Consider the following 18,412-nt stretch of genomic DNA (forward strand, 5'->3'; position numbering starts at 1 on the left):
ATGTCTCAAAAGTACGAATTCAAAAAGAGTCGTGCCGTGCCTTCACCTGCACCGGTCTCCCAGGTACTTTCTGAGCTGATTGCATTAAAAGGGCTTTCCAGGGTACAGGGAGATCAACGGCTGACAAATGCCTGGAAACAGGCTGCTGGTGAAAAAATCGCAGGTCAGACAAGCGTGATGGGCATCAAAAACAGAATTGTGCAGGTCGGGGTCGAAAACTCGGCTCTGCTGAATGAGCTGAATTCATTTCATAAGAAATCATTACTGACGAAATTACAGCAGGAGTACGGAAAACAGGATGTCCGCGATATTCGATTTCGCTTGAAATCCAAGGCAAACAAGTAGCTCAAACAGCTAAAAAATGGAATGTGAAATTACTGTTTGAGACTGGTCTAAGATCAGACAACGTTTCGCAACAACGAAACAGAAAACAAATTCACGGGAGTGATAAAGCGTGAGTGATCAAGAAGAGAGTCAGTCAGAGTTGAAAAAAACGGGATACGATGAATCCAATATTCGTGCCCTGGAAGGCGTCGAAGGGATTCGTACCCGGCCTGCCATGTATATCGGAGATACCACGCTCCGGGGTCTGCATCATCTGGTCTACGAAGTTGTAGATAACTCGATCGACGAATGTGTGAACAATTACGCTTCGATCATCAACGTCAAAATCAACGCGGATGGCAGTGTGACCTGTAGCGATGATGGTCGCGGGATTCCCGTGGGGGTCATGCCTGACATGAATAACAGGCCCGCTCTCGAAGTCGTTTTGACGGAAATCCACGCGGGAGGAAAATTCGACCGCGAAGGGGGCTACAAGACCGGAACGGGGGGGTTGCACGGCGTCGGGATTACCGCTGTGAACGCCTTGAGTGAATGGCTGGAAGCCGAAGTCCGACGTGAAGGACACGTCTGGACGATGGATTTCCACCAGGGTCTGTTGAAGACTCCGCTGAAGAAACTTGGCAAGACTGAGAAAAGCGGAACAAAAATCACCTTCAAACCCGATGGTACGATCTTTCCGGATACCAAATTAGTCTACGACACACTGACCAAGCGACTTCAGGAACTCGCCTTCCTGAATGCCGGTGTGCGGATTCGCATTACCGATGAGCGTACTGGTCAGACTGATGAATTTCACTATGAGGAAGGGCTCGTGGAATTCGTACGTCACCTGAACCGTACAGAGACCGTTCTCTACGAAGAAATCATTCACATCCAGGGGGAACTCGAAGGGGTGCAAGTCGATATTTCGGTACAGCACAACGATGGTTCTACCGAAAATGTACGCTGTTTTGCCAATAATATTTTCAACATCGAAGGCGGAACCCATTTCTCCGGTTTCCGCGGTGCATTAACCCGATCAATCAATGCCTACGGCAAAAAAGCCAATCTCTTCAAAGACTTCACACCGAGTGGCGACGATTTCCGCGAAGGCTTGACCGCGGTGATTACTGTCCGCGTTCCTGATCCTCAGTTCGAAGGTCAAACCAAGACCAAACTCGGAAACAGCGAAGTCGAAGGCATTGTGCAAACCGTTGTGAACGAAAAACTGACCAAGTTTTTCGAAGAGAACCCGGGCGTCGCGAAGAAGATTTCACTCAAAGGTCTGTTGGCAGCGGAAGCCCGTGAAGCAGCCAAAAAAGCCCGTGAAATGGTCCGCCGCAAAGGAGCGCTCACCACAGGCGGCCTGCCTGAAAAACTGCGCGACTGCCGCAGCCGCGAACTCGATATCACCGAACTCTACCTGGTCGAAGGTGATTCAGCCGGCGGTTCTGCAGATACCGGCCGTGACTCCAACATCCAGGCGATTCTACCCCTGCGTGGTAAGATTCTGAATGTGGAAAAAGCACAGCTGGTTAAAGTTCTGGATAACGCGGAAATCGCCAACATCTTCAAAGCAGTGGGCGTTCCTCCGGGAGCTGCCTTTGATGACGTGACCAAACGTCGTTACGGCAAGATCATCCTGATGACCGATGCCGACGTCGATGGTAGCCACATTCGGACATTGCTGCTGACCTTCTTCTTCCGTCATATGCGGGAGCTCGTCAACAATGGTTGTGTGTATGTCGCGCAGCCCCCTTTGTATCGTGTTACACAGGGTAAGAAAGTCCGTTATGTGCAGACACAGGATGAAATGATGACCGAGCTGGTAGAGCTGGCTCTCACGGATTCGAATCTGCAGCATGAAGATGGGACTATATTTGAAGGCGAGATGCTGGAAAAACTGGTGGGCCTGGTTTCCAATCTGGAAGAACCTTTGGGCACACTCGACCGTCGAGGCATTGACCTGAAATTCATTGCTTTGAACTTTGCGACCGAAGAAGGTTTGCTGCCTCAGTACCGTATCTTTCTGGGCAAACAGCAGTTCTGGTTTACTTCTCAGGAAGAAATGGCAAAATTCCTGAAAGAAGAAGAAGCCAAGCGCGGTGATGAACTGCAGATTGCCGATGACAATGGTGAAACAGAAAAAGTGGAAGGGGCTGAAGAAGACAACGATGAGTTTGCAGAAGCAGGAGCCCTGCAGGTGACCGACCTGCATGAAATCCGCACGATTAACGATTTGTTGCAAAAGTTAAAAGGCTATGGAATCCATTTGAAAGATTTCTATTCTCCTGGAAACCGCAACGGCGAACCCATCTATCCGTTTTGCATCAACAGTGGCAGCAATGCCTCGAAACTGAGCAACCTCAGACAACTCCTGCCTGCGTTAAGAGACATCGGTGAAAAAGGTCTCAAGCTGACCCGCTTCAAAGGACTGGGCGAAATGAATTCAGAAGAACTCTGGGATACCAGTATGGATCCGGAAAAACGGGTTCTACTGCAGGTGGGTATGCAGGATGCCGCTGCTGCCGACGAAATCTTCCGCGTTCTGATGGGTGATGTCGTGGAACCTCGCCGCGAATTCATTGAGAAACACGCACTCGATGTGAAAAATCTGGATGTGTAATCAATCATGAATTCTGTAGAACGCACTCGAATCATGTGCGTTCTACAGATTCGATTTATGCAAGATCCGAGCCTTCCAGGGATGCGATGAAAGGCAGGTGGCGGTATTCGTTGTTGAAGTCCAGCCCATAACCGACAACAAAATGCTCGGGAATTTTAAAGCAGTGATAGTCGGGTTTCAGATCGACTGTTGACGCTTCTTCTTTCCAGAGCAGGACGGCTGATTTCAGAGATCGGGGATTCTGATTCTGAATTTGAGCCAGCACGGTCTGCATGGTTTTACCCGTATCAAAAATATCATCCACCAGCAGAACATCACGATCTGTCAGATCGGGAAGGTAATCCAGATTGACCTGTAATTCTCCCGGCGTGGTTGATTTGCCGCGATAACTGGAAGCCTGTAACACACCGACCTGGTGAGGTACATCAATGGCCCGGATCAGATCGGCCAGCAGGACCAGGCTACCTGCCAGGATCCCGATAATGGTTAAGGGCTGATTCTGATATTCCTGGGCAAGTTCGCGACCCAGTTCAATTACTCGTGAGTTAATCTGTTCCTCATCAATCAGAACTTTCACAGTGTCTTCCTTTCATATCGAGTCGCCTGTCGACATGACAGCCGTCTCGTTTTTCATAAATTCCCTGAGTAGCATAGTCGCATACACTCCGGAAGGCAGCGTAAAATCGAATTGGATACCTTCCGTCGTCTGACTGATTTTAAGATCTTCAGGCCTGATCAGGAATGGTCGGCGGGCACCCGGTGTCAGTTTTTTAAATCGCGAAAAGTGAGCCGGCTCCAGGGAAAACTCCTGCAGAATCGCAGTCTCTGCTTCCAGAATATCGTCGGTGGGCTGTTTCATTTTGGGCCCGAAAATAGGACCGGTGATCACGGTTTCCCGCTGATTAAACCGCTGTTGCTCCGCAGCGACATCCTCGACCACGAACAGTCCCCCGGATTCACAAACCTGCATGATATCACCCAGTTGAACCGTATGCAGGGTCTGAGCAGAGACTCGATGAGACAGCGCCCGATTAAACAGGCTGGATTGCGCCGCCGACAAAGCCAGCCGCTTCAGGGATTTATTCCGAAAGTATTTTGCGGAAACCTTTTCATTTTTTAACAGCTTCATCCCCATCCGCTGTGTTTCATTATCACGGCCCATTCTCTGTGAACCATAATAGTTGGGAAAACCCGTCTCTTTGATTTTCTCCAGGATAGCATTTGCATGGGCGAATGCATTCTCAGTCGTCGCTTTCAGTAAAAGCGTAAAGCGGTTCCCTTTAAGATGACCTGTTTTGAGTTTCCGTTCGTGACGGGTTGCTTCCAGAATGCGAATCCCTTCAAAGCGAAACCCTTCCAGCAGGGGCTTACATTCCGCGGGAACAGAGACCATTTGCCGCGTAATGGCACAGCGGTCTTTCAGGCCCGCCACTCCTATTTCCCGCGAATCGACCTTCAATTGTTCTGACAGAACCTTCACCAGAAACTGCGCCGAGACATCCCGTTTTTCCACCCACAGAAACAGGTGGTCCCCTTCACCCGAAGGAGCATAGACCGGGATCTCTTCCACGATAAAGTCTTCAGGGGTCTGCTTTAATTCGCCGCCGGTGCCCGGTAAACCTTCTGTCAGATAAGGCAGTACTTCTGTTTCTGGTTCAGGCATAGCGCAGATAATATTCTAGTGCCTGTTCCAGTTCGCGGGGATTCTTAGATAAGAAGATGCGACACTTAATTTGAAGACAGGCTACTTACGGTTAGCAATGGCTAAAGAAATCAGCCTGATGAATCCTTCACCAAATTCCAGATTCAGGCTGGCTTGATCGTCCGTGATTTTAGGATAAATGGTCACCAGATCGCCACCGGAAGCGAAGGCGACTTTCGCAGATTCAATGAAATCGGGATCTTTTGCATTTTCTTCAGCCAGGGGAATCATCGCTGCCAGTTTGAGAGACAGCAGGAAAGCGGTGCCCGGTTTGCGGTCCTGAGCATGATTTTTGCTTGTCGAAATCGATTTTTTCAACAGTTCCAGGCTTTCTGCTTCACCCATGGCCATCCAGCATTCGTCCTGACTGCAGCCGATATAAATGACCGGGTCTTGACCAAATAACTTTTTCGTATCTTCTTTTAGTTGATTGGGGGTGATTTTATGAATGGCGATGCCATCAACTTCGGAAACATTTCCTTCCACGCCTTTTGTATCATCAGCCTGTTTCGTCAAATCGAAGAACTCCTGGAGACCCTGTTGAAACTGCTGGCCATCTGTCAGTTTCACGGCACCAATGAGTGCTACTTTTCCTGCTCCGACCTGTTGCAGTTGAATGTGACCATCCAGCTTGCCTGAGCCAACGGTTGCCTTCAGTGAATCCAACATCTTAGAGACAGATCCAGGATTTGCATCATCACCCAGCAGAATCGGCGGTACGTCTGTGGTTGATTTTTCGATCAGATCCAGAATCATTTTCTGCTCAAACTCTTTTCGGAGCGGGAGAATCGTATATCCCAGTAATTCTGCAGAATCGGCCTGTAGATAAGAATACTGGCTGGAAGTTTTCGCCAACTGCTCAAATTCTTTTCCCAGCGGCGTATCAGGTCGCGCTTTGACACCCAGATGGAGTTGGATGTTCTTTTTCTCTTTCGACAACGCATAGCCGATAGTCAGTTGCGCGCCATCCTGGGCAACACGTTCAAACTGTTTCAATGCGAGCATCGAAGTCTCTTTGCGAGTCTGAAACTTCAGATCATCTTCACCAGGTTTTTGTTGAAGTTTTTCATCCATACTTGCACTGGCCAGATCGACGGCCATCAACCGCATCGGCTCGGGGACATTACTCAAAAACAGTGCACCAGCGATGTCATATTCTTTGGCAAGTGCACTGGTGAACTCATCCGGATTGTAAAAATCTCTGTCCAACGCTTCGCTTTTGATCTGCAGAAATGCATAACCATGGGCCATTTTGATATGCAATGAGAAAGTGGGTAACGCCAGGGTGTAGCAGTCTGCTTTTCCCTCCACAGGATTTATCAGAAATCCGACTTCTCCCAGAGTCTGCGTCAGTTCTTCCAGACTTTTGACCGGGATAAATCCCACGACAACCGGTTGCGGAGAGATGCCTTTGTCCAGAAACACAAAAGCACCCAGCGGTTTTGTTTTATCCAGGCCTTCCAGATTGCGATACTGTGCCAGAAATCCTTTGATCATCGCGGGATATTCAGGTTTGTCCACGGTAGCAAAGATGTAATCGATGTCATCCAGAACGCGTTCAATACTGGCGATTGTCGCCACGGCAATCGGTTTATTCCAGTCCGTTTTCTCTTTACGCGGTTCGTTATCAGCTTGGGCTAAACCCAGCGAACTAAGTGAAAGAAAACAGACAGTCAGCGTAAATCGTTTTAGGAAAGATATGGAAATCGTGATCGACACGGAGAACCTCCGACAGAAAAAAACGGATCTAAGAATAGAATCAGATTGATCATGCGCAATCTGAATACAGCTTAGTGTACCTGTTTGAACCGAAGAAAGTTACAAAAAATCTGACAAATTCCTGAGCAACGGCTCAGTGAATTCAAAACGATTCTTCGACCAGAAAGACAATCAGGGAGCGGGCACCATGCGCACCGATCACCAGGGACTGTTCAATATCAGCCGTTTTGGAAGGTCCCGACATAAAAGTGCCAAACCCGTTTTCAGCAAATCCCAGTTTCTGATACGCCTGATGCATGTGATTTAGAATCTCACTGGCGGGAACCAGCAGCGCAACATGCTGTGACAGAAAATAGAGGGTTCGCGCGGGACCGCCATCATTGGAGATCCAGACCGCACCATTTTCTGCTACGCCGAATTCACCCGGTAAAATCGCAAAATCGATATTCTCAAAATCATGTGGGTCGGTGATATCGGGAATGCTCACGTTAGGTTGTCCACAACCGGCAACCTGAGAACAGACATTTTTCGATTCCAGATACGCGGGCAACTCCGACAGATGTAAGTTGACTTCGTCTACATTTTTAACGCGGACACACAGTCCGCCTACGGAAGCCAGTGTTTCTGCGAATTGCTCTGTCGGATCCTCATAACGAATCCACTGTGAGGAGAGTTCGATCGACTGCAGATCGGGTAACTCGGTTTGAGGAATCGACTGACTGCGCAGCTTGCTCAGGATTTCATCTTTACTTGTCGTCATGGTTCTGCTTCATCCACTCTCGGAAACTCTGTTTGGGTATGATGGGAAGTTCTCTCTGTTTACCCCAGTCGTTCAAGCGATTGTAAAGCATGAACCGCGGCAGATAAGGCACAATTGAACGCGCCATTTTCCCCACGAAACGATACATGCCAGGTGCCTGCATCATCCACGACATCATTTTCATCGAGAGCCGTTTCGAAAACGGTAATAATCCCTTCACGCGCAGTTCTTTTCGCCAGGTCAGCAGTTGATGATGCAGATCGATTTTTACCGGACAGACATCAGTGCAGGAACCACACAGACTGCAGGCAAAGGGCAGGGTGGAATTCGCTTTCGGATCTTTGGCGGGCCCCAGAATGGAACCGATGGGGCCCGGTACCGTGTTGCTGTAGCTGTAACCTCCACTCCGTCGATACACGGGGCAGGTATTCATACAGGCAGCACAGCGAATGCAGTTCAGTGACCGCCGAAATTCATCACTGCCGGAAATTTCGCTGCGTCCGTTATCCAGCAGTACGATATGCATTTCTGCACCCGGTGCCGGACCATGAAAGTGAGAGGAATACGTGGTGATCGGCTGTCCGGTCGCCGAACGGGCCAGCAGTCGCAGAAACACACTTAAATCACCCGCGCGGGGAATCAGTTTCTCGATCCCCATACAGGCGATGTGCAGTTTGTTGAGCGACGTTCCCAGGTCGGCGTTCCCTTCATTCGTGCAGACGACAAATCCACCCGTTTCCGCGATCGCGAAATTCACGCCTGTAATGCCGGCTTCCGCTTCGATAAATTTCTGCCGTAAATGCTGGCGGGCCGCTTCGGTCAGATACTGTGGGTCAGTCGCTCCTTTTTCTGTCCCCAGTTGTTCGTGGAACAGTTCGCCGATCTCTTCTTTTTTGATATGTATGGCGGGCATCACGATGTGGCTGGGAGGCTTGTTCTGCATCTGCACGATCCGCTCACCCAAATCGGTATCAATGATCTCAATCCCATGTCGTTCCAGGTAGGGATTGAGATGACACTCTTCCGTGAGCATGGATTTGCTCTTTACCACGCGCGATACATTATGCTTTTTTAACAGGCCGTGTACAATCTCGTTATGTTCGGTGGCATTGCGGGCCCAGTGAACCTGTACGCCACGTGCGGTGGCATTCCGCTCGAATTCTTCCAGCAGATCAGGCAGATGGGAAACCGTGTATGATTTGATTTTCGAAGCCTGTTCGCGGAGCAGCTCCCATTCCGGAATCTGTTTCGCCGCCTTGTCACGTTTGGAACGGACGAACCACAGTGCCTGATCGTGCCAGTGCGCACGGTCTTTATTCTTAACGAATTCCGCAGCTAATTTTGGATGTGAAGGCATCTTACAAACACTCGACTAAAATTTCAGAGATATGCATCACTCGAATTGGTTTCTTCTGCCGGCGGATAATTCCATCCAGGTGCATCAGGCAGGACATATCCAGAGCCGTCAACACTTCCGTGCCCGCCTGTTCGTGATCGTGCACACGATCTTCTCCCATCATGCAGGAGACCGCTTCTTCAGCGACCGCGAACGTTCCACCAAAGCCACAACATTCATCAGGCCGTTGCAGTTGAGAGAGTTCAACCCCCTCAATGCTTTCCAGCAGCACGCGCACATTCCCAAACGGGGGGCCCATGACTTCGCTGGAACTGGCCAGTCGAAGTTCACGCAGACCATGACAACTCTGATGCAGTCCGACTTTATGCGGGAACCGTCCCGACAGAGTTTTGATTTCCAGAACGTTGGTCAGGTAATCACAGAACTCATACGTTTTCGCTTTGAGTTCCTCGTACTCGGGGTTATCCGAGAAGTATTCATCGTAATGATGCGTGACCATTGAGACACAACTGCCCGAAGGGCAGACAACAGCGTCATATCCTTTGAAAATATCCAGAAACCGTTTTGCCAGCGGGGCGACTTCATTTGTACAGCCGGTATTCGCCATGGGCTGACCACAACAGGTCTGACTTTCCGGGTACTCGACATCCACCCCGAAATGTTCTAATACTTTCAGAGTCGAAATTCCTACCTGTGGGTACAGTTGATCAATATAACAGGGGATAAACAAGCCGACTTTGGGCGCCATAGTGCGGGACTCAAAAGGGGTTCAATATAGATCGTAATAAACTTTGATGATGCTTTACTCCTTTATAGTCCGAACCACCCCGAATGCCAAGCCGACAGGCACTGTAGAAAAGGGGATGTACACCGTAGAAACATGCTTTTCAGCCGGGAAATTCCGCGCAGGAAATACTTATGTTTCTTACATAAAACGCCGCTGGTCGAATAAAACGAGCATGGCCAGAATTAAGCAGCCGGCGCAATCGAGGTATTGCAGGCGGTCTGCCAGTTGCTCTGAAGATGCTTCAGATTCAAACCGCCGACCACCAGATTACTGACACCCGGGTTACGTAGCACAAAGGGAATCGCATCCGCGGGTGAGAGCTGACCTGAATCAAGCCCCTTTTTCACGAAGACTCCCACGCCCTTTTGTGCGGCTTGAACCAGGAGTGCTTCATGACTGCGATCCTGCAGATGATATTCCACCATCAGCACATCCGCCCACTCGAGTGCCGACTTCGCACCAGAGAGTGTTTTGGCAGACAGACCGATCCAGCGAATCTGCCCCGCCTGTTTCGCTGCCTGCAGTGTTTCAATTGCATCACTGTGATTTAAGATTTCGGCTTCGCAGTTGTTCGAGTGAATCAGCACCACATCCAGTACCTCAGTCTTCAGTCGGCTCAGACTGCGTTCCAGGCTCGACTTCAGACTCAAACGGGAGAAGTCATAGGTGGAGGCACCGTTCTCAAACGTCTCACCAATTTTCGTCGACAGCAGAAATTCATTGCGTCGATGTGCCAGGAACTGGCCAATGCGTTCTTCACTGATGCCATAAGCGGGCGCCGTGTCAATATGGTTGATCCCCATGTCCAGTACAGAATTCAGCAGGCGATCCGTAGATTGATCATCGGGAAGATCGTAAGGCTGGCTATATTTGATCTGCTGATTGCGACCAATCTTGAAGGCACCGAACCCCAGGGCGCTGACAGAGAAACCGGTATTTCCTAACGGACGATATTGCATATTCGAAGTTCGACCTGACAAAGATCAGGCAGCCTCTCGTTGACTAAACTGTTCATCAAGTCTCACCCAGTCGACGGCGGTTTCCCAGGGAGGCAAAGCTACCTGTGGCCGGGATAACGGCGCCAGTTCTGATTTCCAGGAATCATCCTGCGGGGTCGGCGCCATGCGAATATCGGACAGCCGCTCACAGATTTCTTCCGCCAGTTGAGGTGCCAGTGCCAGTTTGGTAGGCCACGCTGTGAACAGATTCCCTTCCTGCAGAATCTGTGGCGTTTCCGGTCGATGCCCCGATTTGGTGGCCCCTTCGGCTCGATCGACTGTGTAAGTATTCCATTCCAGACCATTCAGCTCTATTCCGGGAACCGAAGCTGCCAGCTCACGGGCAGCATGTTCAATCAACTCGCGTCGATTCATTCGCACGCCGGTCTCGGCAACCTGACCACCTATCTGCCACACCGTGCGTCCCTGGCAATCGATGTCTGAGGTGATCGTGACTCTGGTTTTCGCGCCATCCACACAATGTCCGTTAAAGGGGGGCAGCGTCCCTCTGACCAGAGCCATATGCAGTGGCCGTTTCTGCATGGGGCTTCTTTCCTGTGCCACAGAGGCTGGGTTGACCTGCTTCAATAATGTTTCGTTTCCGCTTCCCGCAGTCAGTAATACTGCCGCAGTTTGAATTGTGACGGGAGTGCCATCGGGAGTCTGTATCTGAACCGCGGTCAGCTTCCCATTGTCACCATGAATGAATTTCAGGCTGTCCGGATCGTATTGAAAGATCTGATCGGGAAATGCATCCGCCATATTTTGGATCAGGCTGTAAGGAGAAATCACCTGTTCCTCCATCCGTCCAATTGAGCCAGGGCAGCCAGAGAGGATGTCTGGTACATCATCGGGTGCGAGACTTTTGGGTACAACCTGCAGCCCCATTTTAGCACCGAACATCCCGAGTCGGGAAGACAGCGTTTCGGTTCGCCACAGGTAGCAGTTATTCGAGCGAATTTCGGTCTGGGATAAATCAGGCAGCTGTTCACCAGCCAGCGATTTTCTCCAGATTGATGGCATTTCGCGAATGCGGCGGGCGGAGCCGGTCATCATGCCCTGCAGAGTATATTTTAAACCACCGTGAATAATTCCCTGTGAGGCGACGGTCTGCCCGCTACCCAACGCGAATGCTTCCAGCAGCAGGCACCTGTATCCCCGTCGACTGGCTTCGTGCATCGTCCACAGGCCGGCAATCCCTCCCCCAAAAATAATCAAATCAACGTTTGGCACACCGAGAATCCTTTCTCAATATTGCAGGTACCATTTCCCTGGTCAGATAGCGCGAAACCATGCGGGAGCGCATCACATTTAACCAGAGCGTTTCTCCATCTTTTCTACTCGGTCCAAAGAAACCTGGAGTCGCCACAGTAAAACGGGATACAGTCTAAGTTGGTTTTTACTATGTCTGCTCTAATCCGAAAAGATGAATCAGCCTGATTGAACTGTTCACATTATCAGTTTTTTGGGAAAAAGCACCTGCTAGCCGCTGAGTTAATGTTTCAGCAGATTTTACAGGACCGACTGTTCCTGTTTCTTAAGCAGGACAATCGCTTCGACTTCGACGGCGATATTTCCCGGCAGAGAGCCCATTCCGACGGCACTGCGGGCGGCGCGACCATTCTCGCCAAACACCTGCACGAGCAGATCACTGAAACCGTTGATGACCTGGGGATGCCGTTTGAAATCAGGGGCCGCATTCACCATGCCCAGCACTTTGACGAATCGATCGATCCGATTCAAATCGCCCAGGTATTGCTTCAAAGTCGCCAGCATAGTCAAAGCCACGGCACGCGCTGCTTCCACTCCCTGTTCTTCAGTCAAATCGTCGCCCACACGTCCGGTATGCATGCTACCGTCCAATTTAATAGGCCCATGCCCGGAAACGTACAGCATATCATCAATCTGCACGACGGGGGTATAAATGCCGCCCGGCTTGGGGGCGGTGGGAAGTTCCAGGTTCAGTTCTTCGATCTTGGCTTCGATACTCATGAGTTTTCCTGCTTTGCTGAAGTCGGTTCTATTCGCTCATCCGCTGTCCCGGTAACTGCGGAATTTGAAAACATGGTTTATTTAAACCAGAATAAAGATCGGAAAACCGATTTCCAATCGACCGAACCAGACTGTTTTGAAAAACAGAATGATCCAATTCAAGCCCATTTTCGTTTTCTGGTGTGAACTAATGCGAAAAATGCAAAAAGCTGCTGAAAATTACTTTTTGTTTTGACCCTGGGGCAGTTATGATATTTGAGAGGCAGCTGTCTCAGAAATAAATACTAACAAGGGAGTTATGCAGACTATGGAAGATATCTGGCCAGTTGTAGTATTTGCCATTGTTGGAATCGGAATTTTACTGGGCATCGTCTTCGTGGCGTTGTTCGCCCGTTATTTCAAATTATGGATTCAGGCCTTCAGCTCGCGCGCCAAAATTGGTCCTCTGGCTCTGGTCTTTATGTCTCTCCGAAAAGTAAAGCCTTCAGTAATCGTCGACACCAAAATTATGGCTGTCCAGGCGGGACTGACGGATATCCCCACCCAGGCGTTTGAAGCCCATTACCTGGCAGGCGGGAATGTACACCGCGTTGTCCATGCCTTGATTGTTGCTCACCGTGCCCGCATCGATCTGGACTGGGATACTGCTTCCGCCATCGACCTGGCTGGACGTAACATCATCTCCGCGGTCGAAACCAGCGTGGACCCCAAAGTCATCGATTGTCCCGATCCCAAGAAAAGTGGTCGGCCCACACTGGACGGCGTTGCGAAGGATGGGATACAACTCAAGGCGCGTGCCCGGGTCACCGTGCGAACCAATTTAAGTCAGCTGGTCGGGGGAGCCACCGAAGAGACGATTATCGCCCGCGTCGGCGAAGGAATTGTTTCTGCCATCGGTTCCTGTGAAAGCCATAAGGAAGTCCTGGCGAATCCGTCTGTCATTGCCCGCAATGTGCTGGACCGTGGTCTGGATACTCAGACGGCGTTTTCTATTGTCTCCATCGATATTGCTGATATTGATGTCGGCGAGAACATCGGGGCTCGACTCCGCGTTGATCAGGCCGAAGCGGACATGCGGATCGCTCAGGCGCTGGCTGAAGAAAGACGGGCTGAAGCAGTGGCCTCCGAACAGGAAATGATCGCGACCACTCAGGAAAATCAGGCCAAAGTCGTACTCGCCGAAGCAGAAATTCCGCTCGCGATGGCAGAATCCTTCGAAGAAGGTAACCTGAGAGCCGTCTGATAATGTGTTTATGTATAGTTTAAGTCAAGCGTATCGATCGATTCAATCAGGCCGGCTGTAAGGGATTCAACAGCACCGGAAAAGCTTTCAAAGCAAACTTCGCTGATACGTCGATGATAAGAAAAAACCAGACAGGATGTGTTTTTGTAATTACTGGTTGAAATTTAGGGTGGTGATTGACTAATATTATGTCAGTAACAGCAGCAGGAGGTTGTTGTGGACTGAATTCTCCGGATCACCTCGAGAGAGTTTTCGTTTACCTATGACTGATATCACAACAATAAATATTACTGAAAAACAACTGGACCTCCTGTTGTCAGGTTTGCGCTACGTAAAGAGTGCAGAAAAATTGCGAGTCGAAGAGCCGACTACGGACTACGTTCGAACTCGCACAGAGAAATTGAACGAGATTAAACACCTCGTCGATACTCTGAATTCCTCGCCTCGCAAACAAAGTGCAGCTCAGGTCTAAGATTTTTCAGCGCTTTAGGTTGAGTTTCGTTCCCAGATCCAATTCAATAGGACGTTCTTTCTGCGCGCAGAAGTTCTGACTTTTGTGCCCGGTCATGTCGTCTCTTTAATCAGCCTGTTGGAATGGGAATTTGTTACCGCTTATGCGTTATGAGCATGTTTGCGTCGAAGCTGTCTGCTGTACCCTGCCACCCCACATCGTCACTTCAGACGAAATCGAAGCACAGCTCGCACCCGTTTACGATCGACTCGGGCTCCCCGCAGGCCGACTGGAACTGATGACAGGCATCCAGGAACGACGCTTTTTCGATCCAGGCACGCTCCCCGGTACCATCAGCGCCCAGACTGTCAACAAGCTACTCGACCAATGTCAGCTCGATCGCAAATACATCGGGGCCCTGTTTCATGGCTCCGTCTGTCGCGATCAACTTGAACCCGCGACCGCCAGCGGCGTCCATCATGCCGCCCGTCTGCCGAACTCCGCTCTGGTGCTCGACATCAGTAATGCCTGTCTCGGTCTGCTTAACGGCATGGTCTTCATCGCCAATATGATTGAAATGGGACAGATCCGCGCCGGAATCGTCGTCGGAACCGAAGTCGGACGCGACCTCGTCGAAGGCACCATTCACGACCTGCTCCACGATGATACTTTAACCCGTAAATCCATTAAAAACGACTTTGCTTCCCTCACCATCGGCAGCGGTTCCGCAGCGATTCTTCTTTGTGACAAAAAACTCAGTCAGACCGGTCATCGTCTGCTCGGCGGTAACTTTCAGACCGATACCTCCAGCCACGAACTCTGCGCCGGCGGTGTCGAAGCACAAAAGCACGGCGATCACCGACCCCGTATGCAAACCGATTCCGAATCCCTGCTCGTCGCCGGCGTTAACCTGGCCATTCCCACCTGGGAACAGACCAAAACTACGCTCGGCTGGCAGAACGAAGACGTCAACCGCGTCTTCACCCACCAGGTCGGTAAAGCACATCGCAAACTGCTCCTCGAAAAACTGGGCCTCGACCCTGGTCTCGACTATCCCACCGTCGAAACACTGGGTAATACCGGCGCCGCTGCTTTACCCATGGCCTGGGCCCTGGGCATCGAAAATCAGATCCTCCAGCAACAGGACCGTATCGCCTTACTCGGTATCGGCAGCGGTCTCAATTCGCTCATGCTGGGTGTCCAGTGGTAACCACCACTTCGTTGCCTCCGCTTCGCTGAGAGTTCCTCGAATCTGCGGTTAGTCTTTAGTCAGTTTGTCCAGACGGCGTAATCGTTTTGTTTTCGGTGCGACAGTCGCTGGAATAGTGATTTGTAGCGATTGTATTGGCTTTTCTGAATAAGCAGTTTTTAGCAAAATTAACCCTCAATCATTTCTAAGTACTGTTTATTACTGCAAATCTGGCTGAACGGGATAGTCCGATTACACCCGGCAGACCGATTCTAATCGGGGAGACCAATCCAACGCGATGATCCAGTAACAGGATGTGACGTATACCCGTCAGGAATTTTCCTTTTGTTGTAGCGAACAGACAAGAGGATCAGAATTCCTATCGCCAGATATGTAACAGCAAGGAATGCCGAATGCGTCTTCGCGTGATTTTATCTTTGAGTGTAGTCGCTTCCTCCTCCTTAATCGGGGCACGTCTCAGCGCAGAATCCGAACTCTCTGCCGTCCCGCCTGCACCTGCAGCACAGGTTGAATATGATGGCGTCGAACCGGAACTGACACCCGTTTCCACAGTCTTCCAGTCCGCAGAAGAACCTTCTGCCGATTCGGTCATTCCACCCGATACCGAAGAGTCCGAAGACGAAATCATTTTCGATGATCCCTCGCCAGTGAAACCTCCTGCTAATCCGTATAAGCCGCTGTTCTTTGATAACACGTTCGGCAGCTACCTCAGCAATCCCGATCACCCCTACCTGCTGGGGGAACGGTTCAAGGAGATGCCGCTCGGCGACGATTGTTCGCCTTATACACTCTCCGTCGGCGGCGAATTGCGACATCGCTATATGCACGAACAAAATCGCCTGCGACCAGGCGGACCCATCAATACCGATTACAATCTCTGGCGCTGGCGTCAGTACTTCGACCTCCAGCTCAGCGATTATGCCCGCGTTTACTTCGAAGGCATCGATGCCTCCATCTTCGATAACGATCTGCCACCCACGCCCATCGATATCAACCGCTGGAACGTCCAGAACGCATTCGTCGATGTCAAACTTCACGAATGGAATGGCGCACCCGGCTGGTTCCGTTATGGTCGACAGGAAATGCTCTACGGTTCTCAGCATCTGATCTCGCCACTCGACTGGTCGAACACCCGCCGTAACTTTGAAGGCTTCAAATATTTTCATCATACCGAAACCGTACACATCGACGCCTTCATCACCAACCCCGTCAATACAGCTGCTGGAAATCAACCCCTGACCCGGTACGATAACGGTAGAGATAAACCCGATACCTCCGTTACTTTCAGCGGGATCTATGCCACGATTCTGTCCGATGGTGGTCCTGAACTGCTCGACCTGTATTACCTCTGGCTGCGTGATGAAACCAACACCCCCAACCGTCCCGATGGTTCCCGGCACACCGCCGGCGGTCGCTTCAAAACCACCCGCGAAGTTCAGGACGACTGCTGCAAAGTCACCCGCATCTGGGACTTCGAAACCGAAGGTGCCTACCAGTTCGGAAACGATGATGGCAAACGCGTCTCCGCTGGCTTCTTCACCTCGGTCCTGGGGCACACCTGGACCACGCTGCCCTGGTCGCCACGCCTGAGCGGTCTGTTCTATTACGGTTCCGGAAACTCCGACCCGAACGGCAGCACAAACAATACCTTCAATACACTCTACCCGTTGGGACACGCCTACTGGGGGATCATCGACAACCTGTCCGGTCAGAACCTGTATGACTGGAGCCTGCAGCTCAACGCCAAGCCGACGAAAAAAGTGGGCCTGGTCGGAGCCTTCCACTGGTTCGAAAAAGCCACCACCAACGACTATCTCTACAACGTCGCCGGTGCCCCCGTTGGAACCCTCGGCGGCAGTCGCGACATCGGACAGGAATTCGACCTGATCGGAACCTACACCTTCAACCCCAACTTCAATATCCAGGCCGGTTACTCCTGGTTCTGGTACGGCGATTTTGTCGGCGACAACATTCCGCCCCGCAACACCGCCACCCAGTTCTACGTGCAGACCACACTCCGCTTCTGATCTGATCTCTGAACTACAGCAGTCAGACGTGCACTGCTCAATCGCCTTGTCTGCAAACATTGAACTTGACCGCGGCGCGCCAACGACGATAAGCGTAGGCCTGTGTCGCGCGCGTGCCCAGTTTACAGTGCACTGAAACACCGCGAAGTGGTTCGCGCTGTTCACGCGAAAACCGGACGTTTTTTCCAGATCTTCACTGCCTGAAACAACACCAGTTCCCAATGTATGCCTGCGGGTCGCCGCACTTCGCAGAACTTCGTCCCGGCACCACCCCAGTATCGCTTCACATCGGGACCCTGTCAGCAAGTATCGCCACCCCGTTTTCTTCTGAGCCCTGTTGACAGCGCCACGCCGATCACGAAGATCAGATGTACTCAGGCTGCAAACCATGATCCCCACCATCAGAATCCCATAAACAGAAAAAACATTTTGAAACCTGTGAAACATGACCGATTCTCCTCCCGATCCCCGTATCCCTATCACCCACACGCGCATGATCAAAGCACGCGCACAGGCACACAGAGAATATTACGGAAACACACCAGCACAACCAGCTGAAAATAAACAACCAGTGATCAGCGCGATGCAAGAAAAACAATCAACCAGAATTCCAACGTCCGTGTGCCATCTGTCGGCTTGCCCGACAGTGACGAAGAAATGCCCCACCTACCGAAAGCAAAGGGTAAGCCCGGATGCAATCCGGGCCGAGCGCAGCGAGCAGGAGGTTGCTGCTCACTCAATCAAATCAGATTCGATTTCCTATCATGTAGAGATCAATTCACGAGTATCGATCAGAAACTCAAGTTTAACACAGACGAAGCAGGTTTCTATCACAGTTTCCTGTTGTCCGTGACAACCTCGGATTACATCCAAGGCCACCCGATTTTCGTCGGGGTTCATATATTTTTGTTTACTACCACGAAATACACGGAACCGCACGAAAGAAAAAATAAAGGGTGGTACCGGATGCAATCCGGTACGAGCGCAGCGAGCAGGAAACTGTCAGAGTAAGCAAACTATTCAGAAACAGGAAACCAACTCCGTAAGGACACCCTCATGGGTCCGCACCCTACAGAAACCAGGTTCGGAAAATCGCCAAACGCTCGAACACATTCACTGACAATTTCCTGTTGTCTGTGACAACCTCGGATTGCATCCGAGGCCACCCAGGTTGTTATTTCCCAACGACGGGGGGTTACCACCTCAATTTAAAGTA

General features: G+C 50.8%; 14 protein-coding genes. 5 read left to right on the forward strand and 9 right to left on the reverse strand.

What is annotated here, in order from left to right; all coding sequences use genetic code 11:
• Together ACN0YH_RS12480 and ACN0YH_RS12485 are read left to right on the forward strand one after the other, a co-directional pair.
• Nucleotides 1-345, forward strand: coding sequence for a DUF721 domain-containing protein (locus ACN0YH_RS12480; protein ID WP_417379894.1), 345 nt, complete (start codon nt 1-3; stop codon nt 343-345).
• Nucleotides 346-454: 109 nt separating this feature from the next.
• On the forward strand, nt 455-2,950 hold the full coding sequence (locus ACN0YH_RS12485) for a DNA gyrase subunit B (protein WP_417379895.1): 2,496 nt from the start codon (nt 455-457) through the stop codon (nt 2,948-2,950).
• Between the two features lie 55 nt (nt 2,951-3,005).
• Here the strand turns inward: ACN0YH_RS12485 and hpt are convergent, their stop codons facing one another.
• The 9 genes from hpt to ACN0YH_RS12530 form a co-directional block, all read right to left on the reverse strand.
• A complete protein-coding gene (gene hpt / locus ACN0YH_RS12490; RefSeq protein ID WP_417379896.1) occupies nt 3,006-3,527 on the reverse strand; it encodes a hypoxanthine phosphoribosyltransferase in 522 nt (173 codons plus the stop codon).
• 12 nt (nt 3,528-3,539) lie between these two features.
• The gene (gene truD / locus ACN0YH_RS12495; protein ID WP_417379897.1) at nt 3,540-4,613 is read right to left on the reverse strand and encodes a tRNA pseudouridine(13) synthase TruD; all 1,074 of its coding nucleotides are present in this window, start codon (nt 4,611-4,613) and stop codon (nt 3,540-3,542) included.
• Between the two features lie 81 nt (nt 4,614-4,694).
• A complete protein-coding gene (locus ACN0YH_RS12500; RefSeq protein ID WP_417379898.1) occupies nt 4,695-6,371 on the reverse strand; it encodes a hypothetical protein in 1,677 nt (558 codons plus the stop codon).
• Between the two features lie 142 nt (nt 6,372-6,513).
• Nucleotides 6,514-7,131: a LutC/YkgG family protein gene (locus ACN0YH_RS12505; protein ID WP_417379899.1), complete on the reverse strand. Its 618-nt coding sequence runs from the start codon at nt 7,129-7,131 to the stop codon at nt 6,514-6,516.
• Nucleotides 7,118-8,488, reverse strand: a complete 1,371-nt coding sequence (locus ACN0YH_RS12510) for a lactate utilization protein B (RefSeq protein WP_417379900.1) — start codon at nt 8,486-8,488, stop codon at nt 7,118-7,120. The genes ACN0YH_RS12505 and ACN0YH_RS12510 overlap by 14 nt, the downstream gene beginning before the upstream one ends.
• 1 nt (nt 8,489) lies before the next feature.
• On the reverse strand, nt 8,490-9,236 hold the full coding sequence (locus ACN0YH_RS12515; RefSeq protein WP_417379901.1) for a (Fe-S)-binding protein: 747 nt from the start codon (nt 9,234-9,236) through the stop codon (nt 8,490-8,492).
• Nucleotides 9,237-9,457: 221 nt separating this feature from the next.
• On the reverse strand, nt 9,458-10,234 hold the full coding sequence (locus tag ACN0YH_RS12520) for an aldo/keto reductase (RefSeq protein WP_417379902.1): 777 nt from the start codon (nt 10,232-10,234) through the stop codon (nt 9,458-9,460).
• A 24-nt stretch (nt 10,235-10,258) separates the two neighbouring features.
• Nucleotides 10,259-11,506 (reverse strand): FAD-dependent oxidoreductase, encoded by a 1,248-nt coding sequence (locus ACN0YH_RS12525; protein WP_417379903.1) that lies wholly within the window; start codon nt 11,504-11,506, stop codon nt 10,259-10,261.
• 279 nt (nt 11,507-11,785) lie between these two features.
• Entirely contained in the window at nt 11,786-12,265 is a 480-nt protein-coding gene (locus ACN0YH_RS12530; protein WP_417379904.1) for a RidA family protein, read from the reverse strand.
• 298 nt (nt 12,266-12,563) lie between these two features.
• Between ACN0YH_RS12530 and floA the strand changes: the two genes are divergently transcribed.
• From floA to ACN0YH_RS12545, 3 genes are all read left to right on the forward strand, one after another.
• Nucleotides 12,564-13,508, forward strand: a complete 945-nt coding sequence (gene floA, locus ACN0YH_RS12535; protein WP_417379905.1) for a flotillin-like protein FloA — start codon at nt 12,564-12,566, stop codon at nt 13,506-13,508.
• 602 nt (nt 13,509-14,110) lie between these two features.
• Entirely contained in the window at nt 14,111-15,169 is a 1,059-nt protein-coding gene (locus ACN0YH_RS12540) for a 3-oxoacyl-ACP synthase III (protein ID WP_417379906.1), read from the forward strand.
• Nucleotides 15,170-15,561: 392 nt separating this feature from the next.
• Nucleotides 15,562-17,196 (forward strand): alginate export family protein, encoded by a 1,635-nt coding sequence (locus tag ACN0YH_RS12545; protein ID WP_417379907.1) that lies wholly within the window; start codon nt 15,562-15,564, stop codon nt 17,194-17,196.
• Nucleotides 17,197-18,412 lie beyond the last annotated feature (1,216 nt).

Origin of the sequence: Gimesia sp., assembly GCF_048262075.1 — a bacterium.
Lineage (GTDB): Bacteria > Planctomycetota > Planctomycetia > Planctomycetales > Planctomycetaceae > Gimesia.

Bases quoted from the DNA above. Each gene is read 5' to 3' on its own strand.
- ACN0YH_RS12480 (WP_417379894.1), top strand. From the start codon at position 1: ATGTCTCAAAAGTACGAATTCAAAAAGAGTCGTGCCGTGCCTTCACCT.
- truD (WP_417379897.1), bottom strand. From the start codon at position 4,613: ATGCCTGAACCAGAAACAGAAGTACTGCCTTATCTGACAGAAGGTTTA.
- ACN0YH_RS12505 (WP_417379899.1), bottom strand. From the start codon at position 7,131: ATGACGACAAGTAAAGATGAAATCCTGAGCAAGCTGCGCAGTCAGTCG.
- ACN0YH_RS12510 (WP_417379900.1), bottom strand. From the start codon at position 8,488: ATGCCTTCACATCCAAAATTAGCTGCGGAATTCGTTAAGAATAAAGAC.
- ACN0YH_RS12515 (WP_417379901.1), bottom strand. From the start codon at position 9,236: ATGGCGCCCAAAGTCGGCTTGTTTATCCCCTGTTATATTGATCAACTG.
- ACN0YH_RS12520 (WP_417379902.1), bottom strand. From the start codon at position 10,234: ATGCAATATCGTCCGTTAGGAAATACCGGTTTCTCTGTCAGCGCCCTG.
- ACN0YH_RS12530 (WP_417379904.1), bottom strand. From the start codon at position 12,265: ATGAGTATCGAAGCCAAGATCGAAGAACTGAACCTGGAACTTCCCACC.
- floA (WP_417379905.1), top strand. From the start codon at position 12,564: ATGCAGACTATGGAAGATATCTGGCCAGTTGTAGTATTTGCCATTGTT.
- ACN0YH_RS12545 (WP_417379907.1), top strand. From the start codon at position 15,562: ATGCGTCTTCGCGTGATTTTATCTTTGAGTGTAGTCGCTTCCTCCTCC.